The 17,144-nt window shown below is 54.5% G+C and carries 13 protein-coding genes; 6 read left to right on the top strand and 7 right to left on the bottom strand.

Annotated features, from left to right (window positions below; all coding sequences use genetic code 11):
- Positions 1–3 precede the first annotated feature (3 nt).
- From ptsN to yrbL, 5 genes are all read left to right on the top strand, one after another.
- On the top strand, positions 4–492 hold the full coding sequence (gene ptsN / locus INT84_RS12855; protein ID WP_194207102.1) for a PTS IIA-like nitrogen regulatory protein PtsN: 489 nt from the start codon (positions 4–6) through the stop codon (positions 490–492).
- A 45-nt stretch (positions 493–537) separates the two neighbouring features.
- Entirely contained in the window at positions 538–1,389 is an 852-nt protein-coding gene (rapZ, locus tag INT84_RS12860) for an RNase adapter RapZ (RefSeq protein WP_176918070.1), read from the top strand.
- Entirely contained in the window at positions 1,386–1,658 is a 273-nt protein-coding gene (npr, locus tag INT84_RS12865) for a PTS phosphocarrier protein NPr (RefSeq protein WP_194207103.1), read from the top strand. The genes rapZ and npr overlap by 4 nt, the downstream gene beginning before the upstream one ends.
- A gap of 217 nt (positions 1,659–1,875) precedes the next feature.
- A complete protein-coding gene (locus INT84_RS12870) occupies positions 1,876–2,892 on the top strand; it encodes a DUF3829 domain-containing protein (RefSeq protein ID WP_194207104.1) in 1,017 nt (338 codons plus the stop codon).
- A 156-nt stretch (positions 2,893–3,048) separates the two neighbouring features.
- Positions 3,049–3,684, top strand: a complete 636-nt coding sequence (yrbL, locus tag INT84_RS12875) for a PhoP regulatory network protein YrbL (RefSeq protein ID WP_194207105.1) — start codon at positions 3,049–3,051, stop codon at positions 3,682–3,684.
- Here the strand turns inward: yrbL and mtgA are convergent.
- The 6 genes from mtgA to tamA form a co-directional block, all read right to left on the bottom strand.
- The gene (gene mtgA / locus INT84_RS12880; protein ID WP_194207106.1) at positions 3,681–4,409 is read right to left on the bottom strand and encodes a monofunctional biosynthetic peptidoglycan transglycosylase; all 729 of its coding nucleotides are present in this window, start codon (positions 4,407–4,409) and stop codon (positions 3,681–3,683) included. The genes yrbL and mtgA overlap by 4 nt on opposite strands.
- Complete coding sequence (gene elbB, locus INT84_RS12885; protein ID WP_194207107.1) at positions 4,406–5,059, bottom strand: isoprenoid biosynthesis glyoxalase ElbB; 654 nt, start codon at positions 5,057–5,059, stop codon at positions 4,406–4,408. Before elbB ends, mtgA begins: the two co-directional genes overlap by 4 nt.
- Before the next feature lie 237 nt (positions 5,060–5,296).
- Complete coding sequence (gene arcB / locus INT84_RS12890; protein WP_194207108.1) at positions 5,297–7,627, bottom strand: aerobic respiration two-component sensor histidine kinase ArcB; 2,331 nt, start codon at positions 7,625–7,627, stop codon at positions 5,297–5,299.
- Positions 7,628–7,759: 132 nt separating this feature from the next.
- A complete protein-coding gene (locus INT84_RS12895; protein WP_194207109.1) occupies positions 7,760–8,104 on the bottom strand; it encodes a gamma-glutamylcyclotransferase in 345 nt (114 codons plus the stop codon).
- Between the two features lie 2 nt (positions 8,105–8,106).
- On the bottom strand, positions 8,107–11,883 hold the full coding sequence (gene tamB / locus INT84_RS12900) for an autotransporter assembly complex protein TamB (protein ID WP_194207110.1): 3,777 nt from the start codon (positions 11,881–11,883) through the stop codon (positions 8,107–8,109).
- A complete protein-coding gene (tamA, locus tag INT84_RS12905; RefSeq protein WP_194207111.1) occupies positions 11,880–13,613 on the bottom strand; it encodes an autotransporter assembly complex protein TamA in 1,734 nt (577 codons plus the stop codon). The genes tamB and tamA overlap by 4 nt, the downstream gene beginning before the upstream one ends.
- 210 nt (positions 13,614–13,823) lie before the next feature.
- Between tamA and msrA the strand changes: the two genes are divergently transcribed.
- A complete protein-coding gene (msrA, locus tag INT84_RS12910) occupies positions 13,824–14,462 on the top strand; it encodes a peptide-methionine (S)-S-oxide reductase MsrA (RefSeq protein WP_194207112.1) in 639 nt (212 codons plus the stop codon).
- A gap of 53 nt (positions 14,463–14,515) precedes the next feature.
- On the opposite strand, the gene INT84_RS12915 is transcribed toward msrA, so the two are convergent.
- On the bottom strand, positions 14,516–17,110 hold the full coding sequence (locus INT84_RS12915) for a hypothetical protein (RefSeq protein WP_194207113.1): 2,595 nt from the start codon (positions 17,108–17,110) through the stop codon (positions 14,516–14,518).
- Positions 17,111–17,144 lie beyond the last annotated feature (34 nt).

Here is a 17,144-nt window from a genome sequence, read left to right on the forward strand (position 1 = left end):
ATTATGATAAATAATGATTCAGCTCTACAACTAAGCACTGTCCTTAACCAGGAATGTACCCGCAGTAACGTTCATTGCCAGAGCAAAAAACGTGCGCTGGAAATTATCAGTGAGCTGGCAGCAAAGCAGCTTAGCCTGCCACCGCAGGTGGTCTTCGAGGCGATCCTCACCCGTGAAAAGATGGGGAGTACCGGCATCGGTAACGGCCTCGCGATCCCACACGGCAAGCTGGAAGAGGACACGCTGCGCGCGGTGGGCGTCTTCGTACAACTGGAAACGCCAATTGCCTTCGACGCTATCGATAATCAGCCGGTGGATCTGCTGTTCGCTCTGCTGGTGCCTGCCGACCAGACGAAGACGCATTTGCATACCCTCTCGCTGGTGGCAAAACGGCTGGCGGATAAAACCATTTGCCGCCGCCTTCGCGCGGCGCAAAGTGATGAAGAGCTGTATCAAATCATCACCGAAACTGAAAACAGTGATGATGTGTAGCAGGGATCTTGCTTTACCCTTTGCTGTACTGAGGAGAAACGGTACATGGTACTGATGATCGTCAGCGGTCGCTCAGGCTCGGGAAAATCCGTTGCCCTGCGGGCGCTGGAAGATATGGGCTTTTACTGCGTCGATAACTTGCCCGTGGTGCTGTTGCCTGAACTGGCGAAAAGTCTGGTTGACCGTCAAACGTCCGCTGCCGTCAGCATCGACGTGCGTAATATGCCGGAATCGCCGGAAATTTTTGAGCAGGCAATGCAAAATCTGCCAGAGGCGTTTTCACCGCAGCTTCTGTTCCTTGATGCCGATCGCAACACGCTGATCCGTCGCTACAGCGACACCCGTCGTCTGCATCCGCTTTCCAGCAAAAACCTGTCGCTGGAGAGCGCTATCGATCAGGAGAGCGATCTGCTGGAACCGCTGCGTTCGCGCGCCGATCTGATTGTCGACACTTCAGAGATGTCGGTGCACGAGCTGGCGGAAATGCTGCGTACCCGGCTGCTCGGCAAACGTGAACGCGAACTGACGATGGTGTTTGAGTCTTTCGGCTTCAAGCACGGCATCCCGATTGATGCCGACTACGTGTTCGACGTGCGTTTTCTGCCAAACCCGCACTGGGACCCGAAGCTGCGTCCGATGACCGGCCTCGATAAACCCGTAGCGGCGTTCCTCGACCGACACACCGAAGTGCATAACTTTATCTACCAGACGCGAAGCTACCTTGAACTGTGGCTGCCGATGCTGGAAACCAACAATCGCAGCTACCTGACCGTGGCGATTGGCTGTACCGGCGGTAAACATCGTTCAGTTTATATTGCCGAGCAGCTGGCCGACTATTTCCGCTCACGCGGCAAAAACGTACAGTCCCGTCACCGCACGCTGGAAAAACGCAAATGACCGTCAAACAGATTGTTGAAGTCACCAACAAGCTGGGTATGCACGCCCGCCCGGCCATGAAGCTTTTTGAGCTGATGCAGGGTTTTGACGCGGAAGTGCTGCTGCGTAATGATGAGGGTACCGAGGCGGAGGCCAATAGCGTCATTGCGTTGCTGATGCTGGATTCCGCCAAAGGTCGCCAGATCGAGATTGAAGCCACCGGTCCGCAGGAAGTGGAAGCGCTGGCGGCAGTTATCGCGCTGTTTAATTCGGGTTTTGACGAAGATTAATTGCCTGTCCCGCCACCAGGGACGGCAATATATTACCAGATTTAATCAATCGCGTTTTATTCCTCGCCATATCTATTTATGAGTTTCTTTTTCCGGACTTTTCCATAGTTATCGCGCCCTTTCCTCCCCTCCCCTGTAGCAATCGTTTATCGATTCCCATACTATATTAATAATTAAGTTATAAAGTAAGCTTATTAATATACAGGGATGTATAAACATGGATTATAAAAAGATTTTCTTTTTCGCTATTTTATCAGGCATGACGCTGATAGCGGGCTGTGATGATAAAAAAGGCGTGAGCGAGAACAGCGTTGAAACGCCAGCTAACCTGACCGAGCATAATAAAGCACAGGAAATCCTTAAATATAACGCCTATGTTGATGTTTCTAATTATCAGTCATATGCCAACCTGCCTTATGGTGAGGATTTTGCCAATCAATTACTGAAGCAAAAACAATTCATGGCAGACTACATCAAAAAAGATAAACCATTAGATAACTATTCTACTCTCAGCGAAGATCCTATATCCGGAAAAATTGAACGACTGGAAAAAGCAGTAGCCATTAACGCCAGCCTGCCAAAGCTTGATAACGCTGCTGCGACGTATTTACAACAGTTGAAAACGCTACAACCTCTTAATGATGAACTGTCGCTGTACGCAAACACTAAAGAATACCTTATCGATAAAGGTGATCTATTCAAACAAAAAGGGCCGCGACTTATTGCACAAATAGAGGAGGTTATTAAAGCAGAAAATGCATTTGAAGATGAAATGACACAGCATGATAATCAGTTGGTGAAAGCGCAATTTGAGTCTGCTGAAAAAAATTCTCTCGCCTATTTCCGCAATGGCGTTATCTACTATGAGAAAATAATTTCTCATGATATGGGAGACCAGCTCGATCAGGTTGACAACGACACGCTCGCCCGAATTGATGCCAATACCAATACTCTGGCCGATTTAATGAAAGGCTATGACAAAATTAAGTCGGTAAGCAGTAACACCTGCACCTCTGATATTACTCTTTTTATCGCCTCGTCTCGTAGCATGACAAAAAAAATGAGAGACGACGCAAAACATTATCTCGCCAGTAACGATGCTTATTCGGATGAGTTAAAAGCAAGCTCCCTAGTTTACAGAAAATTATCAGAATCCTCTGCGGAAAGCGACTTTGAAAGCCTTATGAGCCACTTGTCAAGTTTGATTGACAAAATGAACGCCGATCAGTGTTAAAAGACCGTTAAGCCACATCAACCCTAATTTGTACATTCCGTGCTCTTTTTACGTTCGGAGTGAACCTTAAGAAAACCTTAACTTGCCCGTTGAGGTTCCATTTAAGTCCCTCATTCATACTAATGAGGAGTGAGCAAATATTTTCAGGACGGCTTTATGATTTACTTATCTGACCAAATCCCGCTGGGAACCGGACGGCACCGCCAGTGCTATACGCACCCGGAAAATGCTCAACGCTGCATTAAAATTATCTATAACGCTGACCAGAGCGGTCTTAAAGAAATTAAGCGTGAGCTGCGCTACTACGCACATCTTTCACGCTATCTCAAGGACTGGAGCGGCATTCCGCAGTATTACGGAACGGTAGAGACCGACCTGGGTACGGGATATGTCTATGACATCATCACGGATTTCGACGGCAAACCCTCTGTGACGCTGAAAGAATTTGCCGACCAGTGCCGCTATCAGCACGATGCAGCCCTGCTGCGTGAAGCATTAAAAACGCTAAAGCGTTATCTGCATGATAATCACATCGTTACCATGACCCTGAAACCGCAAAATATTCTCTGCCGTCGGATCAGCGAGTCGGAAATAGTCCCGGTGGTCTGTGACAATATCGGTGAAAGCACGTTGATTCCGCTGGCCAGCTGGTCTGCCTGGTTCTGCCACCGCAAACAGGCGCGGCTGTGGGCGCGTTTTATGCAGCAGCCCGCGCTGGTCGCAGCACTGGGGTCCGGTGATGAAAGCCAGAAAGGCAGTATGCCTGTTACGCTAACCTCGCGTCAGGCTTAGTGCAGTCTGTTTTGAACCATAAACGATTCGCCGCCCAGCTGGCGCATCTGGCGCAAAATCCACGCCTGACGGCTGCGCACGTAGCCTGAGGGCGCATCGGCTTTAAAGCGGATCGGGTTAGGCAGAACGGCTGCCAGCAGCGCGGCTTCGGACATTGTTAATTTGCTCGCGGGCTTGTGGAAATAATGCTGCGCCGCGGCTTCCACGCCAAAAACCCCGGAGCCAAATTCAGCTACGTTGAGGTACACCGTCAGGATCCTTTTTTTACTCCACACCGTCTCAATGCCCACCGTCAGCCCCGCTTCCAGTCCTTTACGCAGCCAGCTTCGGCCATCCCACAGAAACAGATTTTTCGCCGTCTGCTGCGAGAGCGTTGATGCGCCGCGGATGCGCGTTTCGTGTCGCTGATTGTGGCTCAGCGCTTTTTCAATCGCGGCGACATCAAAGCCCCAGTGCCGGGGGAAGGTCTGATCTTCCGCCGCAATCACCGCCAGCCCCATAAAGGGCGAGATGTCATCCATATCCACCCAGTCTGAGTGAGCCAGATAGCCGAAATCGCCCGTCAGCCAGGCACCGATTTGGCGCTCAGCCATCACGGCAGAAAACGGCACCGGGACGATGCTGAACAGGGCAATACCCCCGCCCCAGAAAAGGGCGAGGGCCAGCATCGTGCGTATCACAATACGACGAAGCCACACAAACAGCGAGGAACGCCCTTTTCTCATTCCGTCAGAACCAGCACGCGCGTGACCAGTTTTTCAATGCCCGCGGCCGCCTCGGCAATATTTTCCGCCAGCATGTAAGCGGGCGTAGTGACAACTTTGTTCTCTTCATCCACCACGATGTCGTCCACCGGGCACGGCACATGTTCCGCGCCCATCTCTTCCAGCACTTCAGCGGTATCAATGTCGGTACCGATGGTGAGGCGCAGCGGAATAGCGAGAATTTTCGGCAGCATGGCAGGCGCAATGCAGATAAAACCCAGTGGCTTACCGGCACGATGCATCTCCTGCGCCAGCGCTTGCAGGTCGTGATCAACCTGGCACGCCGCGCCCTGAGCGGCAAAATTGCTCAGATTTTTCGCTGCGCCAAACCCACCGGGGACGATTAACGCATCCAGTTCCGCCGCCTGCGCCAGCGCCAGCGGCTGCACATCGCCTCTGGCAATACGTGCCGCCTCAATTAACACGTTGCGGCTTTCCGCCATCGCTTCGCCGGTAAGATGATTGATCACCTCAGACTGGTTTTTGTCCGGCGCAAAGCAGACCGCCTGCGCGCCGTTACGGGCGATCGCCAGCAGGGCAATCACCGCTTCATGGATTTCTGTTCCGTCGTAAACGCCGCATCCACTCAGAACCACGCCTATTTTTTTCATCGTGCTATTCCTTTTTGCAACCGATTAGATCTCATTAGAAGATATGATTTAACCGCTGTGCTTCACATATTTAACTGATTCATGTAACAAATAATTTATTATTTGCTATCTTAATGAGCGTGCGGCCCAAGTTTGTCTGCTGTGCCTGGTGTAAGAACGCTAATTAAACAGGCGCAGCCACGATTTCCCTGGTGTTGGCGCAGTATTAGCGCACCCCGGCCAGGCCGGGGTCATTTTTTATCCGCGTTCGGCTACCCAGGCCTTTAAGACGCCGACATCGTGCTGCCAGTCCTGCTTCATCTCTTCAATCCATTCCCCAACGTTATCCCACCACGCCGGAAGATCGGAAGACTGGATCTGCTGTCCCAGCTGTTGCAGGTGACGCAGGCCGATGGAGCCCGCCGCGCCTTTAATTTTATGCCCTTCTTCCGCAATCCCTTTTTGGTCGCGCGCGGTCAGATTCGACTCCAGCACGCTAAGATAGCCCGGCATCATTTTTTCAAAAACAGCGAGGCCGTCGGTGATGAGCTTCGGCCCGACCAGCTCGATGTACTGCTCCAGCATCTCGGTATCTAACAGATTTTGCGTTTTACCATTATCCGTGGAAGTCACTGTTTTCTCCTCGTGGTCAGCGGTGTCCCAGAACTTTTTAATCATGGCAGTTAATGCCGGAACTGCCAGCGGTTTGCTCAGCACATCGTCCATCCCGGCATCAAAATATTCTTGTTTATCTTTCAGGACATTGGCGGTTAACGCCACCAGCGGCGGCAGTTCGTCACGATGATAGCGCTGGGTAAGCTGACGTGAGATATCCAGTCCGGTCATATCCGGAAGCTGGATATCCAGCAGCACCAGGTCGTACTCATCCGGTTTAAACATCTCCAGCGCCGCCGTCCCGGTCATGGCGACATCCACGCTGTTACCGAGTTTTTCCAGCACCGACCGCGCGACGATGACGTTCAGTTCAATGTCTTCGACCAACAGCACGTGCAGGGCAGGCAGCGGCAGGTCGTCATCGTCAAACGCATCTTCGACCTCTTCCGCTACCGCTGGCGCGTTCACCGTCAGGGTAAACACCGAACCTTTACCCGGCTGGCTGGCGACGGTGATATCGCCGCCCATATTTTTCGCCAGCCGCCGTGATACCGCCAGACCAATACCGGTGCCGGTTGCCGGTTTACCGCCATTGCTGCCTTTCACCTGATAATACATGGCAAAAATCTTATCCAGCTCCTCCTGCGGAATACCGATGCCGGAATCCTCGACCTCGAAATGAAGCGTGGAGCCCGCATCGTAGCGCACACGCACCGTCACCTGCCCCTGCTGAGTAAATTTGACCGCATTGCTGATCAGGTTCCACAGGATCTGGCGCAGCCGCGTACCGTCGGTGGTCACTTTATGCGGCAGCGGCAGGGTTGGCTCCATCACGAAGCGCAGCCCTTTCTGGTGCGCCTGGAGGCCGGAGAGGTTCTCCAGATCGGCAAGGAAACCGGTAAAGTCCACCGGCTGAATATCGAGCTTCACGTTGCGCCGCTCAATTTTGTCCATGTCGATAATATCGTTGAAGATATTTCCCAACGTGACCGCGGAAACGTGAATAGTCTTGAGGTATTTTTCCTGTTCGCTGGTCAGATCGGTATCCAGCAGAATACGGCTCAGCCCCACAATGCCATTGAGCGGCGTACGCAGTTCATGGCTGATGGTGGAGATAAAGGTGGTCTTATCGCGACTGGCGCGCTCCAGCGCATCCTGATAGCGCTTACGCTCGGTAATGTCTCGGCCAAATCCCATCAGGCCATGCCGTTTGCCGACCCGATCGTAATAGGGCACTTTGCGGATCTCGAAACAGGCCCGGCGACCATCGGGATAGCTCAGCCACTGCTCATAGGTCAGCGAGACGTTATGACGGAAAACTTTTTCATCGGTTTCAAGCACTTTCTCCGCCGTATCGGCCGGGTAAACATCCTGGGGCTTAAGCGTGATGAGCTGTTTTTCGCTTTTCCCGGTTAACAGCTCCATCGCGCGGTTACAGCCGGAAAACTCTTTATCCTCATTACGGTAGAATACCAGATCGGGGGAGGCATCGAGAAAGGAGCGCAGGAAACTTGACTGCTGTTCAAGCTGAATTTGCGTCGCTTCACGCTCTTTCATTTCGATTTTAAGCTGTTCAAAGGTTGCATGGCGCTCGGCCTCCGCCTTTTCGCGATCGGCAATCTCCTGATTAAGCTGAGCGATGTTGTCTTTCATCTGGACGTTTAGTTTGAGGTCGCGCTCGCGCATCACCTCCAGTTTTTGCACCAGCCGGGAGAGACGTTGCCGCGACTCTTCCAGTTGCTCAACGACCACCGATAAAAAATAGACCGCCCACGGCGTGATGAGCAGACCAAAAAAGATAGAGCGGATGACATCAATACTCTCGACCTGCCCGCGCAACACCATAGTGACCGCCATCTGCACGGCGATAGCCAGTACCACCAGCGCCAGTGCCAGCAGCAGAGAGAATCGCACCAGCCCTAACTTCATCATCAGGTCGACGTAATACTGCGCCAGTAAACGGATTTGTTTCATAAAAGGTTCCTTCACCCCAGCATGGCTCAATCATACCGAATTTTGAGCAACAGGTTGAAGATTGGTTAAAAAATGTGGGTGAGAATCGCAGAGAAGCGTAAAAAATAACGCCGCCCGAAGGCGGCGCGAGGGTTAGTCCTGGTGTCTGTCTAACCAGTCACCGCTGTCTATCCGCGTTAAGCCTTCCGTAGGCCGCTGATAGACATACATCCATGCGCTCCCGTAAGGCGTCTGGATCAACTGACGTGCGTATTCGCCGCCCTTTGTGCGTAGCGCATCCAGTTCGGCAAGCGTTGCAGCATCGATACGATAAACTTCCCCAAGGACCGTGCCTTCGCCGGGCACCGCGCCTGGATAGTGGCCCAGGCTGTACAATTGGTAATTATCGATGCTGTGATCGCCCAGCCACTGAGCGTTGGTCATCCAGTGGCTGTTGCCTTGCTTACTTCGTAAACTGCCGTAGACAAATATTCGCATTGCTAAAACTCAAACTGATAGAGCAGGTCCAGTGCCTGATCTATGCCAGACACCGCTTCAAGATATAGCTTAGGCATCAACCGATAGCGTAACGTGAGAGTCGCCAGCGAGTCAAAAATACCTACACCATATTTCACCTGTAGACCCGGCAGCACATAACCGCTGACCACCACCTGGGAGGAGTCGCCTACCCCCTGGGTATCCAGCGCCAGATTGCTTACGCCAAATGTCTCCCCGATTTTACCCACAACCTGCCCACTTTGTGCAACCCCCAGCCCAACTAACATTGAGGTCATCGCGTCGCTGTCGCTCTGTTCGCTGTCCAGTCCCTGACCACGAAGCAGATAGGAGAGCGCTTCCTGCTGCGACATCGCCGGATCCGAGAACACCTCGGCTTTCGGTTCGTCGGCGGTGCCGGTGACGCGCACGCCAGCAATTACGTCGTTTTCCGTCGATTCAGGGTTACGGATGGCCTCGATATTCAGCAGCGGCTGATCCGGCGGGCCGGAGAACAGCAGTTCCCCCTTACGCACAATCAGATCCTGCCCGTAAGCGTGGAAACGCCCTTCCGGAATATTAATCTGTCCGTTCAGGCCCAGCCCCTGCTTATCCTGAGCGACTTTCAAATCGCCGGTCAGCCTGGCTTTCAGGCCAAACGCATCCAGGCGAACGTTATTGCCTACATGGACCACCAGGTTGCTATTGATCGGGATGGCCGCCGTTTTCGGCTCCTCCGGTTGAAGATCGTTTTTCAGCATCACTTCATCGCTGGAGACACCTACCGCACTCTCCGGCAACTCATGAACTACGATCCGCGCCCACGGCACGTCGGCGCTGCCGTCGAGGGTAAACAGCTGCGGCGTGGCGGTGAAGACGATATCCGGCGACACGTCCAGGCGCACCATCGGCGGCACAGTGATGCGAACGCGGCTGCCTTTGGCCGCAATACGCGCGCGCCAGTTGTCGATCTGGCTCCAGTCCGCGTCGCCGTTCAGGGCAATTTCGCCCTGGCGGGTGCGTACCACGCCCTGAAGCGTCGAACTCATGCCGTTAAAGTTCATCGCCAGCTGACTCGGCTGCATATCGAACGGCATAAAGTTAGCGTCAAGTTCCGCGCCGTTAAGCTGCATCTGACCGAAGAGTTGCGGGCTTTGCGCATTGCCTGCCAGCCGCAGGTTGGCGTTGAGCGTCCCCGCCGCTTTCTCGCCGCGGGAGAAAATCGCATTCACCATCGCCAGCGAGAAGTTGCGAATATTCACATTACCGCCAAGATTACGCTGTCCCTGCGGGTCGCTGATCTGCACCTGCCCGTCGAACTGGCCGTTATTGGTCAGGCGCATCAGCCACTCCAGCTGCGCGCGGTTATTGCGCAGTTCGGCGTTAAGATTCAGCGTGCTAAAGGCCACCGGCAGCGGCGCGTCGTTGACCATCTGCGTCACTTTCACATTGCGCCCGGACAGCGATACCTGACCCTGCGGCAATCCCTCTTTGGTGGTGTCCCAACTGACGTCGGCCTTCCCACTAAAGATCCCGCTGGCCTGGGTGGTGTCCGGCATAAACGGCTTCAGCATCGCCAGATCGAAGCGGTTGAGATTAACGACCGCGCGGCCTTCCGCCCCCGCATCAATGGTTTGTGGCACGCACAGCTCAGCGTTCGGGTTAGTCCAGCAGTGCGGCCCGATACTGATTTTCTGCTCCTGATTACGGTAATCCAGCGCGATGGCGCGGTTCTGCGCCCACGGGCCGACCGGCGTCTGGAAGCGTGTATTGCTTAACGTGCCCTTCCAGCGCTGCGCCTGACGATCGAAACTGCCCGCCAGATCCAACTGGCCGGATACCGGATCGCCCTGCATGCGTAGCTGAAGCTGGTGCTGTTTCTCACTGCCCTTCGCCTCCAGCGTCAGCAATCGAACGTTCAGATCGCCCTGGACGATACGTTCAATGCGCACGTTCATGGTCCCGGCGATCTGGTCGGTGGATTTGATATCCCCTTCGATACGCGCCTGCGCCACGGAAAGCTCCTGCCAGCGCAGGCCGCGCGCGGTAATATCCGCCAGCAGCTGCGGGGCCTCAACGGTGCCGCGGACTTTCAGTAAGCCTTTAGCGGTGCCGCCCAGACCCGGCAGCGCGTTATCCAGTCCCGGCGCGTCAATGGTGGCATCCAGATTGAGATCTTTGACGCCCAGTTCACCTTTAACGTCCGCGCTATTACGGCCCAGCGCCAGATGCAGTTTTGGGATCGTCCATTGCAGATAGCTGTTTCCTTTGACTGCCCCTTCGACCAGCACCTTATTCTGCTTCACGTTGCCGGTGATTTTCATCTCCGGCACGTCCATCTGCCAGCTGCCGCCGTACAGGCTGCCGCGCGTTTTAATCAGACCATCCAGCTTCGACGGCCAGTCCGGGAATTCCTTCGCGGTGTTAATCCCTTTCAGCGCCAGCTCGCCGCGCCAGCTGATCGCCTGCTGCCAGTCAAGCAGCGCCTTCAGCTCGGTTGTGCCCTGTAGTGCGGCGACGGTGAGCTTGTCGAGATTAATCTGCTGCTCGTTGCCTTTCGCGTCGAGGGTGATCGTAGCCGGGGGCAGCTCCTGACCTTTCACCGACGTGCGGAACGATAGCGTATAGTCGGTGGCTTTGCCGGTTAGTTTGAGTTTCAGATTATCGGCCTGATACTGTTTCTCGCCGGTAAACGGGTAATAAAGCTGCTGGCTGGTAATATCAAGATTTAGCGGCAGGCCGGGCTCTGCCAGGCGTGTTTGCCCGCGCAGCACCATATCGACCGGGCCGGAGAGGTTGACGCCAAGCTCAAGCTGTTCACGCAGCGCGCCGCCGACCTTAATCTTCACCTTTTCGCCCTTCAGCGGGTCGACGTTCAGCGTGCTATTCAGGGTAATATCGAGCGGCCAGTTATCGGCCAGCCGCGCGGTGCCGGTCGCGTTTACCGTGCCCTGGTTAGAATCAATATCCAGCACATCCAGCTTTGTATTGCCGTCGATACTGCTGACCTTGAGCAGCATTGTGCGCACGGTAATGTCGGTATCGCCGGTCAGACGCAGCTGTTCGCCGCGAAACTCTTCGATATTCAGATTCAGCGGCAGATGAACATCGGTCATCTCCGGCAGCACCGGTTTCGAGAAGAGATCTTTCAGCGTTTCGCCCAGCGGCTTTTCGTCAGGGTCAGGGTGTTCGATTTTCGGTTCAACTACCTGTTCCTGGGCGACTTTTGCCACTTTCGGCAGCGCAATCAGCACTCCCTGCAACGAGGTTGGCTTCACGGTCAGATTTTTATCCTGCCACTCCAGCCCTGACGAGAAACTCATCACCGAGACCGTGGTGTCGTCGATTTTAATATTGACGTTGTTCAGGGCGATGCGGCTCAGCGAGATGGGATACGGCGTGGAGAGATCGAGCGGACCGTTGTCCTCTTCTTCCTTCTGCGCGGCAGGCGGCATTTTTTTGGTGTCCACCGTCACGTTGATATCCGAAAGCGCAATATCGTTTACGCACAGACTGCTCTGTTTCAGGCAGGCGAGACTGACAGAGAGATGCACCTGCCCGGCATTCACCGCCACGCCGGGCTGGTCATAGCGGATATTTTTCAGCGTTAAATCGCGCCAGCCGCCTGTGACCTGGCCGATTTGCAGCCCCGGCACCCAGCGGTTAGCCGCGCTGAAAACCAGATGCAGACCACTTTTCGTCCCCACCAGAAACGCCACGGTCCCCAGCAGCAGCAGGATAAAAATCAACACGCCGAGGCTTATTTTCTTCCATAAACTCATAATTCTGGCCCCAGACCGATGTAAAACTGTAAGTCGTGCTTATCTTTATCGCCCACCGGCACGGCAAAATCGAGCTTCACCGGCCCGACCGGCGACTGCCAGCGCACGCCGACGCCGGAGCCGGTTTTAAAGTCGCTCTTGCGGATATCGCTCACCGCCTCGCCGCTGTCGACGAAGACCGCGCCCCACCATTTGCCGGTCACGTTGTACTGGTACTCCAGCGATCCGGTGGCGAGTTTTGAGGCACCTTTCAGTTTGCCGTCGCTGTCTTCCGGCGAGATTGACTTGTACTTATAGCCACGGATACTGCGATCGCCCCCGGCGAAGAAGCGCAAATCCGGCGGCACGCGATCGAAATCGCCGGTTTCGATCCAACCCAGATTGCCGCGCACCACAAAGCGATGCTTATCATACAGCGAGCGGATCCAGACGTTCTGCGCCTGGAAGACCGAGAAATCGACATCCGATCCCCACGCCGTGTTGGAGTAGTCGATGGAGTAACGCTGGGAATCGCCCCACGTCGGCATCAGGCCGCCGCGCGAGCGGGTCCGGCTGATCATCACGCCCGGATAGAGCAGCATGGTGGTATGGGTTTCATTACCCTGGGTAAAGTGGTCGAGGCTCCAGCGCAGGTTAATGGCGCGCTGCCAGCCGCTCGACAGATCCCAGTAGCGCGACAGCGCCAGGGTAGTGGAATCGGCTTCGGTATCGTTCAGGTCGGTACGCTTTACCCCGCCCTGTACCAGATAATATTGCTCCAGCGGGTTTTTCAGCAGCGGCACTTTATAGCTGAAATCCAGCACCTGTTCCGGCGCGGAGATACTGGCGCTGGTGGTCAGGCTGTGACCGTACGAGTTCATCCACGGCTTTTTCCACGTCGCTTTTACCCGCGGCCCAACGTCGGTGGAGTAGCCGACTCCGGTTTCAATGGTATTTTCCACGCGCGGGGAGACGACGCCGTGCAACGGCAGCACCTTCGTTTTACGCGCTTTATCGAACTCCGGGGCGACAATCACCGAGTTAAACCAGCCGGTTGCCGAGAGCCGCCGGTTGAGTTCCGCCAGATCCTTCGACTGGTAGTAATCACCCTCTTTAAACGGCACCAGATTCTGTAAATACTCATCGCGGATTTGCGAGTTTTCAAAGGTCACCGCACCAAAACGGTAGCGTTCGCCGCTGTCGTAATCGATATCCCAGAAAGCCTGATGACGGTCGAGCGCAACACCCAGCTGGCTTTTTTTGAACTCGCTGTCGAAGTAGCCTTTATGCAGCGAGACGCTGGTCAGCCCTTTTTTAAAACGTTCGTAATCGCCGTGATTGAGCACGGTCCCGGTGGCCGGGCGCTTATTGAGGAGATCGAGATAATCCTGATCGGTCCGCGCGCCGCCGCGCAGGATCACATTCGTGCCGCCAATGCGCACCGGCTCGCCAGCCGAGACGCGGGCAATCAGCACCTGCCGTCCTTTCTCCGGCGGCGGACGCAATTCAAAATCAATGGTCGGTTCGTAGTAGCCCAGTGCCTTTAACCCTTCGCGGATGGCGTCATCCACGCGTGCGCGAAAGCGCTGGTCAGGCGTCACTTCATCACTCTCGATAGTGGAAAGCTGGGCACGAACGTTTTTTTGTAGCTGGCCTGTCAGCCCTTCTACCTGCAAACGGACATTAGCGGCGCTGGCCGCGCCGCTAAGCAGCAGTAAACTGGTCCAACATAACTGGCGGATCTGTGGCACATTTTCTCCTGAATATCCTTGTCTCCACCCCTACTGGAAACGAACTACCGCCCATATCGTAACAAAGTCCTAACAAGAGGACTTGAAAAACAGACAACACCCCAAATATTTCTTATGTTTAAATCTAGTCTGATTCAGCATATTTATTGTGTTAAAAGACACGCCTCGTTACAACCCTAACGACAATTTCTGTTTCGGGAGAACAGCATCATGAGTTTATTCGACAAAAAAGAGTTTGTTTCTCAGGCCGATGCGCTGCCCGGACGCAATACGCCTATGCCGGTTGCAACGCTTCACGCGGTCAATCAACACTCAATGACCAACGTGCCGGACGGCATGGAGATCGCCATTTTTGCGATGGGCTGCTTCTGGGGCGTTGAACGCCTGTTTTGGGTGCTGCCCGGCGTTTACAGCACGGCGGCGGGCTATTGTGGCGGCTATACACCTAACCCGACCTATCGCGAAGTGTGTTCCGGGGAGACCGGCCACGCTGAAGCGGTGCGCGTAGTGTACGATCCGAACGTCATCAGCTATGAACAGCTGTTGCAGGTGTTCTGGGAAAATCACGACCCGGCCCAGGGGATGCGCCAGGGCAACGACCATGGCACGCAGTATCGTTCCGCGATCTATCCGTTAACGCCGGAGCAGGATGCCGCCGCTCACGCCAGCCTTGAGCGTTTTCAGGCGGCAATGCAGGCCGCGGGTGACGAGCGCCATGTGACTACCGAGATTAAAACCGCCACGCCGTTCTACTACGCGGAAGACGATCATCAGCAGTATCTGCATAAGAATCCGTACGGGTATTGTGGGATTGGTGGAATTGGGGTGTGTTTGCCGCCGCAGGCATAAGATTCTGAAAAGCGTTACCCGCCCTCCGGCGGGTAACAATACATCAAAACAAATTACTTCCCGAACTTCACTGGCGCATCACGATAAGCTTTCAGCTTTGCGCGCATCCAGCGGCTGCTGTTGCGGTTGACTGCGCTTACGACGCCAGTGGTAGCACCACCACCGACCTGGACATGGAAAATACCGCGCGACGGGAAATCCTGATATTTCGGCGCGGAGAAATCCCACTCATGGCGGCTGAACAGCTCCTGCGGGTTGCGGCCCATCATGCTGGTATGAACATCCAGGAATTCGATATTCAGCAGGCGTGGGTTAATTGCTGCCACTGAACTGCCGATTTCCGGATGGCCCATCAGATAGCTGCCGCCGGTGCCCCAGAACTGCTCTTCCAGTTCGCCCACGTCTTCGCTCACGCTGGCCAGACGGCTTGCCGGCATCTGCCACGGCAGGACCGGTTGACGTAAGTGACGGCTCAGTGACGCGCAGTAATCAAAGGTACGATCCCACTCGAACGGAGAGTAGCAGTAGCCATTTTTGTAAGCGCGTGCGGTAAAGTCATCGGCTTCATAGCGGTCAACCGCCATAAAATCCGCGCCTTTAGCGACAGCAGAGACGCCATTAGCGCCGGTATATTCGGTTTCTTCAAAGATCCCGACCAGCAGCGCATACTCGGCGGAGAGTTTGCCCGCCAGCGCAGGATTGATAGTCATGCGCTTTTTAGTGCCATCAATCGGATCAAACACATCATCGTAAGTGAAATCGTTGTAGACCCACTGCGAACCACCGACGCTCCACAGGTTGATCTGCCAGCCGAGTACCACATCCGGCGCGACCACGCGGACCAGCCAGTTCACACCTTTAATGTAGCCTTTCAGCGTATCGGTAATGCCCGCCGGGATAGCAACATTAACGCCGTGATGCGCCATCGCTTTAGACAGCGGCTGACGGACCGGAATCGGATAATCCGGGGAGAAACCGTACTTCTGGCATTCGCCGAGATAGTCAGGGTTGACGATAAAGCCCGCCGGGACCGGATGCTCGTCATCTTTCATGGCCTGCGCCATTTTCAGCGCCTGAATGAAGTTAGCGAAGCTGAACTCGTGGCGAACCGGATCATCAATGATAGTCTCAACGTCACCCAGCGACAGGTTACAGGTGTAGGACACCATCACCGGCAGCACGCTTTCCCCGGTTTTAGCGGAAACATTACGCGCCATTTCAATGATTTTCGGCGTGGGTTCTTTGGCCGGATCCAGATAGCCAGAAGCATCGCCCATACCATCATCGCCGGAATATTTGAATACGGAGGCGATGCGTGCTTCAGCCAGATCGTCGACGTTGGACGGTGACATATCGGCACAGCCGCCAAAACTCAGATAGTCAGGGAACCCTTTCACGCGCAGGTTTGCGCCTTCGGTGATGGTCACGGTTAACGTCTGCGACGCGTTACTTTCGACGCGCAGTACCTGTGGTGCGACGTCAATATAATGCACAATGCCGTCATGGATCAGGGTGCCGGAAGCAATCTGATAAACGCCCTGCGCCAGCAGTGCGGACGGCGCGTGGCTGCCCGTTTGCATCGGCAGGTCGGTAAAGTGATACTGACGTGCGGCGTCGACCAGACGCAGATCAAAAGCGGCAGCAACGGTTTTCTCGGCGTTAACATTGATGGTCAGTTTTGCTGAGCCAGCCTGAGCGTCATCACTCTGGCGGATCTGCGCGCTGGTGACGGTAAGCGCATGGAACCGGTTGTCCAGCGCGCCGTTCATGGCATCAACGGTATAGTGGATATTGTTCAGCTTCACATCGTCAATACGCACGCTGTAATGGCCATTAATCGGCAATTGCTCCAGACGCTGTTTCTGCCCGGCTCGCATGATATAGCGCTGTTTTTCGACGCCATTTTCCAGATAAACCACGCTCAGATCTTCATTATGCAAGGCGTGAGCCGCGGGTAAATCCACGGCAATTTCCAGCGTGGTGCTACGCTGCGCCGGCGCGAAAGTAATATCCAGCGGGGTACGCTGGCCTTTAGCAATGGTCAGTTCAGCGGCGCTTAATACCACCGCTGCCCGCACCGTGCCATCCGCTGTGCGCAGTTCGGCCACCGAGGCGCTGTAAGTACCGGCAGAGATGGCGAAAGAGGTCGCACCCGCTTCAGGATGCAGCACTTCGCTTTTTTCACCGCGTACCAGCACCAGTTGAAGCCCCGTGTCTTCAAGCCCGGCAGGAAACGCGGCACAGTTAACCACCAGTTCGCCATCCACCTGGGGTTCTTCATCCGCCGCGAAGGTGAAAGTATTGCGGAACGTTTCCCATTTCGGGGCGGTATCGGAAGAGACATTAACGCCCATATGGATTTGCGAAATAGCATTGCCAATGGCGCTACCATCGGCAGCCGTAATGGTTAATTTGATATCGTAAATTCCAGTGGAAATTTCGCTGGATTCAATCTGAGTTTTTAATGCGATCCACGGGTTAGTCGAAACGTTAATATCGCCCTCGGTAATTTTCCCCGGCGCGCTAAACGTCAGAACCATTTTTTCTTTTATATTGATACCCTCAGCAGAAACGGCCTTGAATCCGCTGATATCAAGCGTAGGATACCAGGTATCATTACTAAAATTAAGTGTAGCGTCTAATTGCATTTTTTATCCTTTATAAAATAATTAACGTCAAGAA

Origin of the sequence: Superficieibacter sp. 1612_C1, assembly GCF_015234305.1 — a bacterium.
Classification (GTDB): domain Bacteria; phylum Pseudomonadota; class Gammaproteobacteria; order Enterobacterales; family Enterobacteriaceae; genus Superficieibacter.

Bases quoted from the DNA above. Each gene is read 5' to 3' on its own strand.
- ptsN (WP_194207102.1), top strand. From the start codon at position 4: ATGATAAATAATGATTCAGCTCTACAACTAAGCACTGTCCTTAACCAG.
- rapZ (WP_176918070.1), top strand. From the start codon at position 538: ATGGTACTGATGATCGTCAGCGGTCGCTCAGGCTCGGGAAAATCCGTT.
- npr (WP_194207103.1), top strand. From the start codon at position 1,386: ATGACCGTCAAACAGATTGTTGAAGTCACCAACAAGCTGGGTATGCAC.
- INT84_RS12870 (WP_194207104.1), top strand. From the start codon at position 1,876: ATGGATTATAAAAAGATTTTCTTTTTCGCTATTTTATCAGGCATGACG.
- yrbL (WP_194207105.1), top strand. From the start codon at position 3,049: ATGATTTACTTATCTGACCAAATCCCGCTGGGAACCGGACGGCACCGC.
- mtgA (WP_194207106.1), bottom strand. From the start codon at position 4,409: ATGAGAAAAGGGCGTTCCTCGCTGTTTGTGTGGCTTCGTCGTATTGTG.
- elbB (WP_194207107.1), bottom strand. From the start codon at position 5,059: ATGAAAAAAATAGGCGTGGTTCTGAGTGGATGCGGCGTTTACGACGGA.
- arcB (WP_194207108.1), bottom strand. From the start codon at position 7,627: ATGAAACAAATCCGTTTACTGGCGCAGTATTACGTCGACCTGATGATG.
- INT84_RS12895 (WP_194207109.1), bottom strand. From the start codon at position 8,104: ATGCGAATATTTGTCTACGGCAGTTTACGAAGTAAGCAAGGCAACAGC.
- tamB (WP_194207110.1), bottom strand. From the start codon at position 11,883: ATGAGTTTATGGAAGAAAATAAGCCTCGGCGTGTTGATTTTTATCCTG.
- msrA (WP_194207112.1), top strand. From the start codon at position 13,824: ATGAGTTTATTCGACAAAAAAGAGTTTGTTTCTCAGGCCGATGCGCTG.
- INT84_RS12915 (WP_194207113.1), bottom strand. From the start codon at position 17,110: ATGCAATTAGACGCTACACTTAATTTTAGTAATGATACCTGGTATCCT.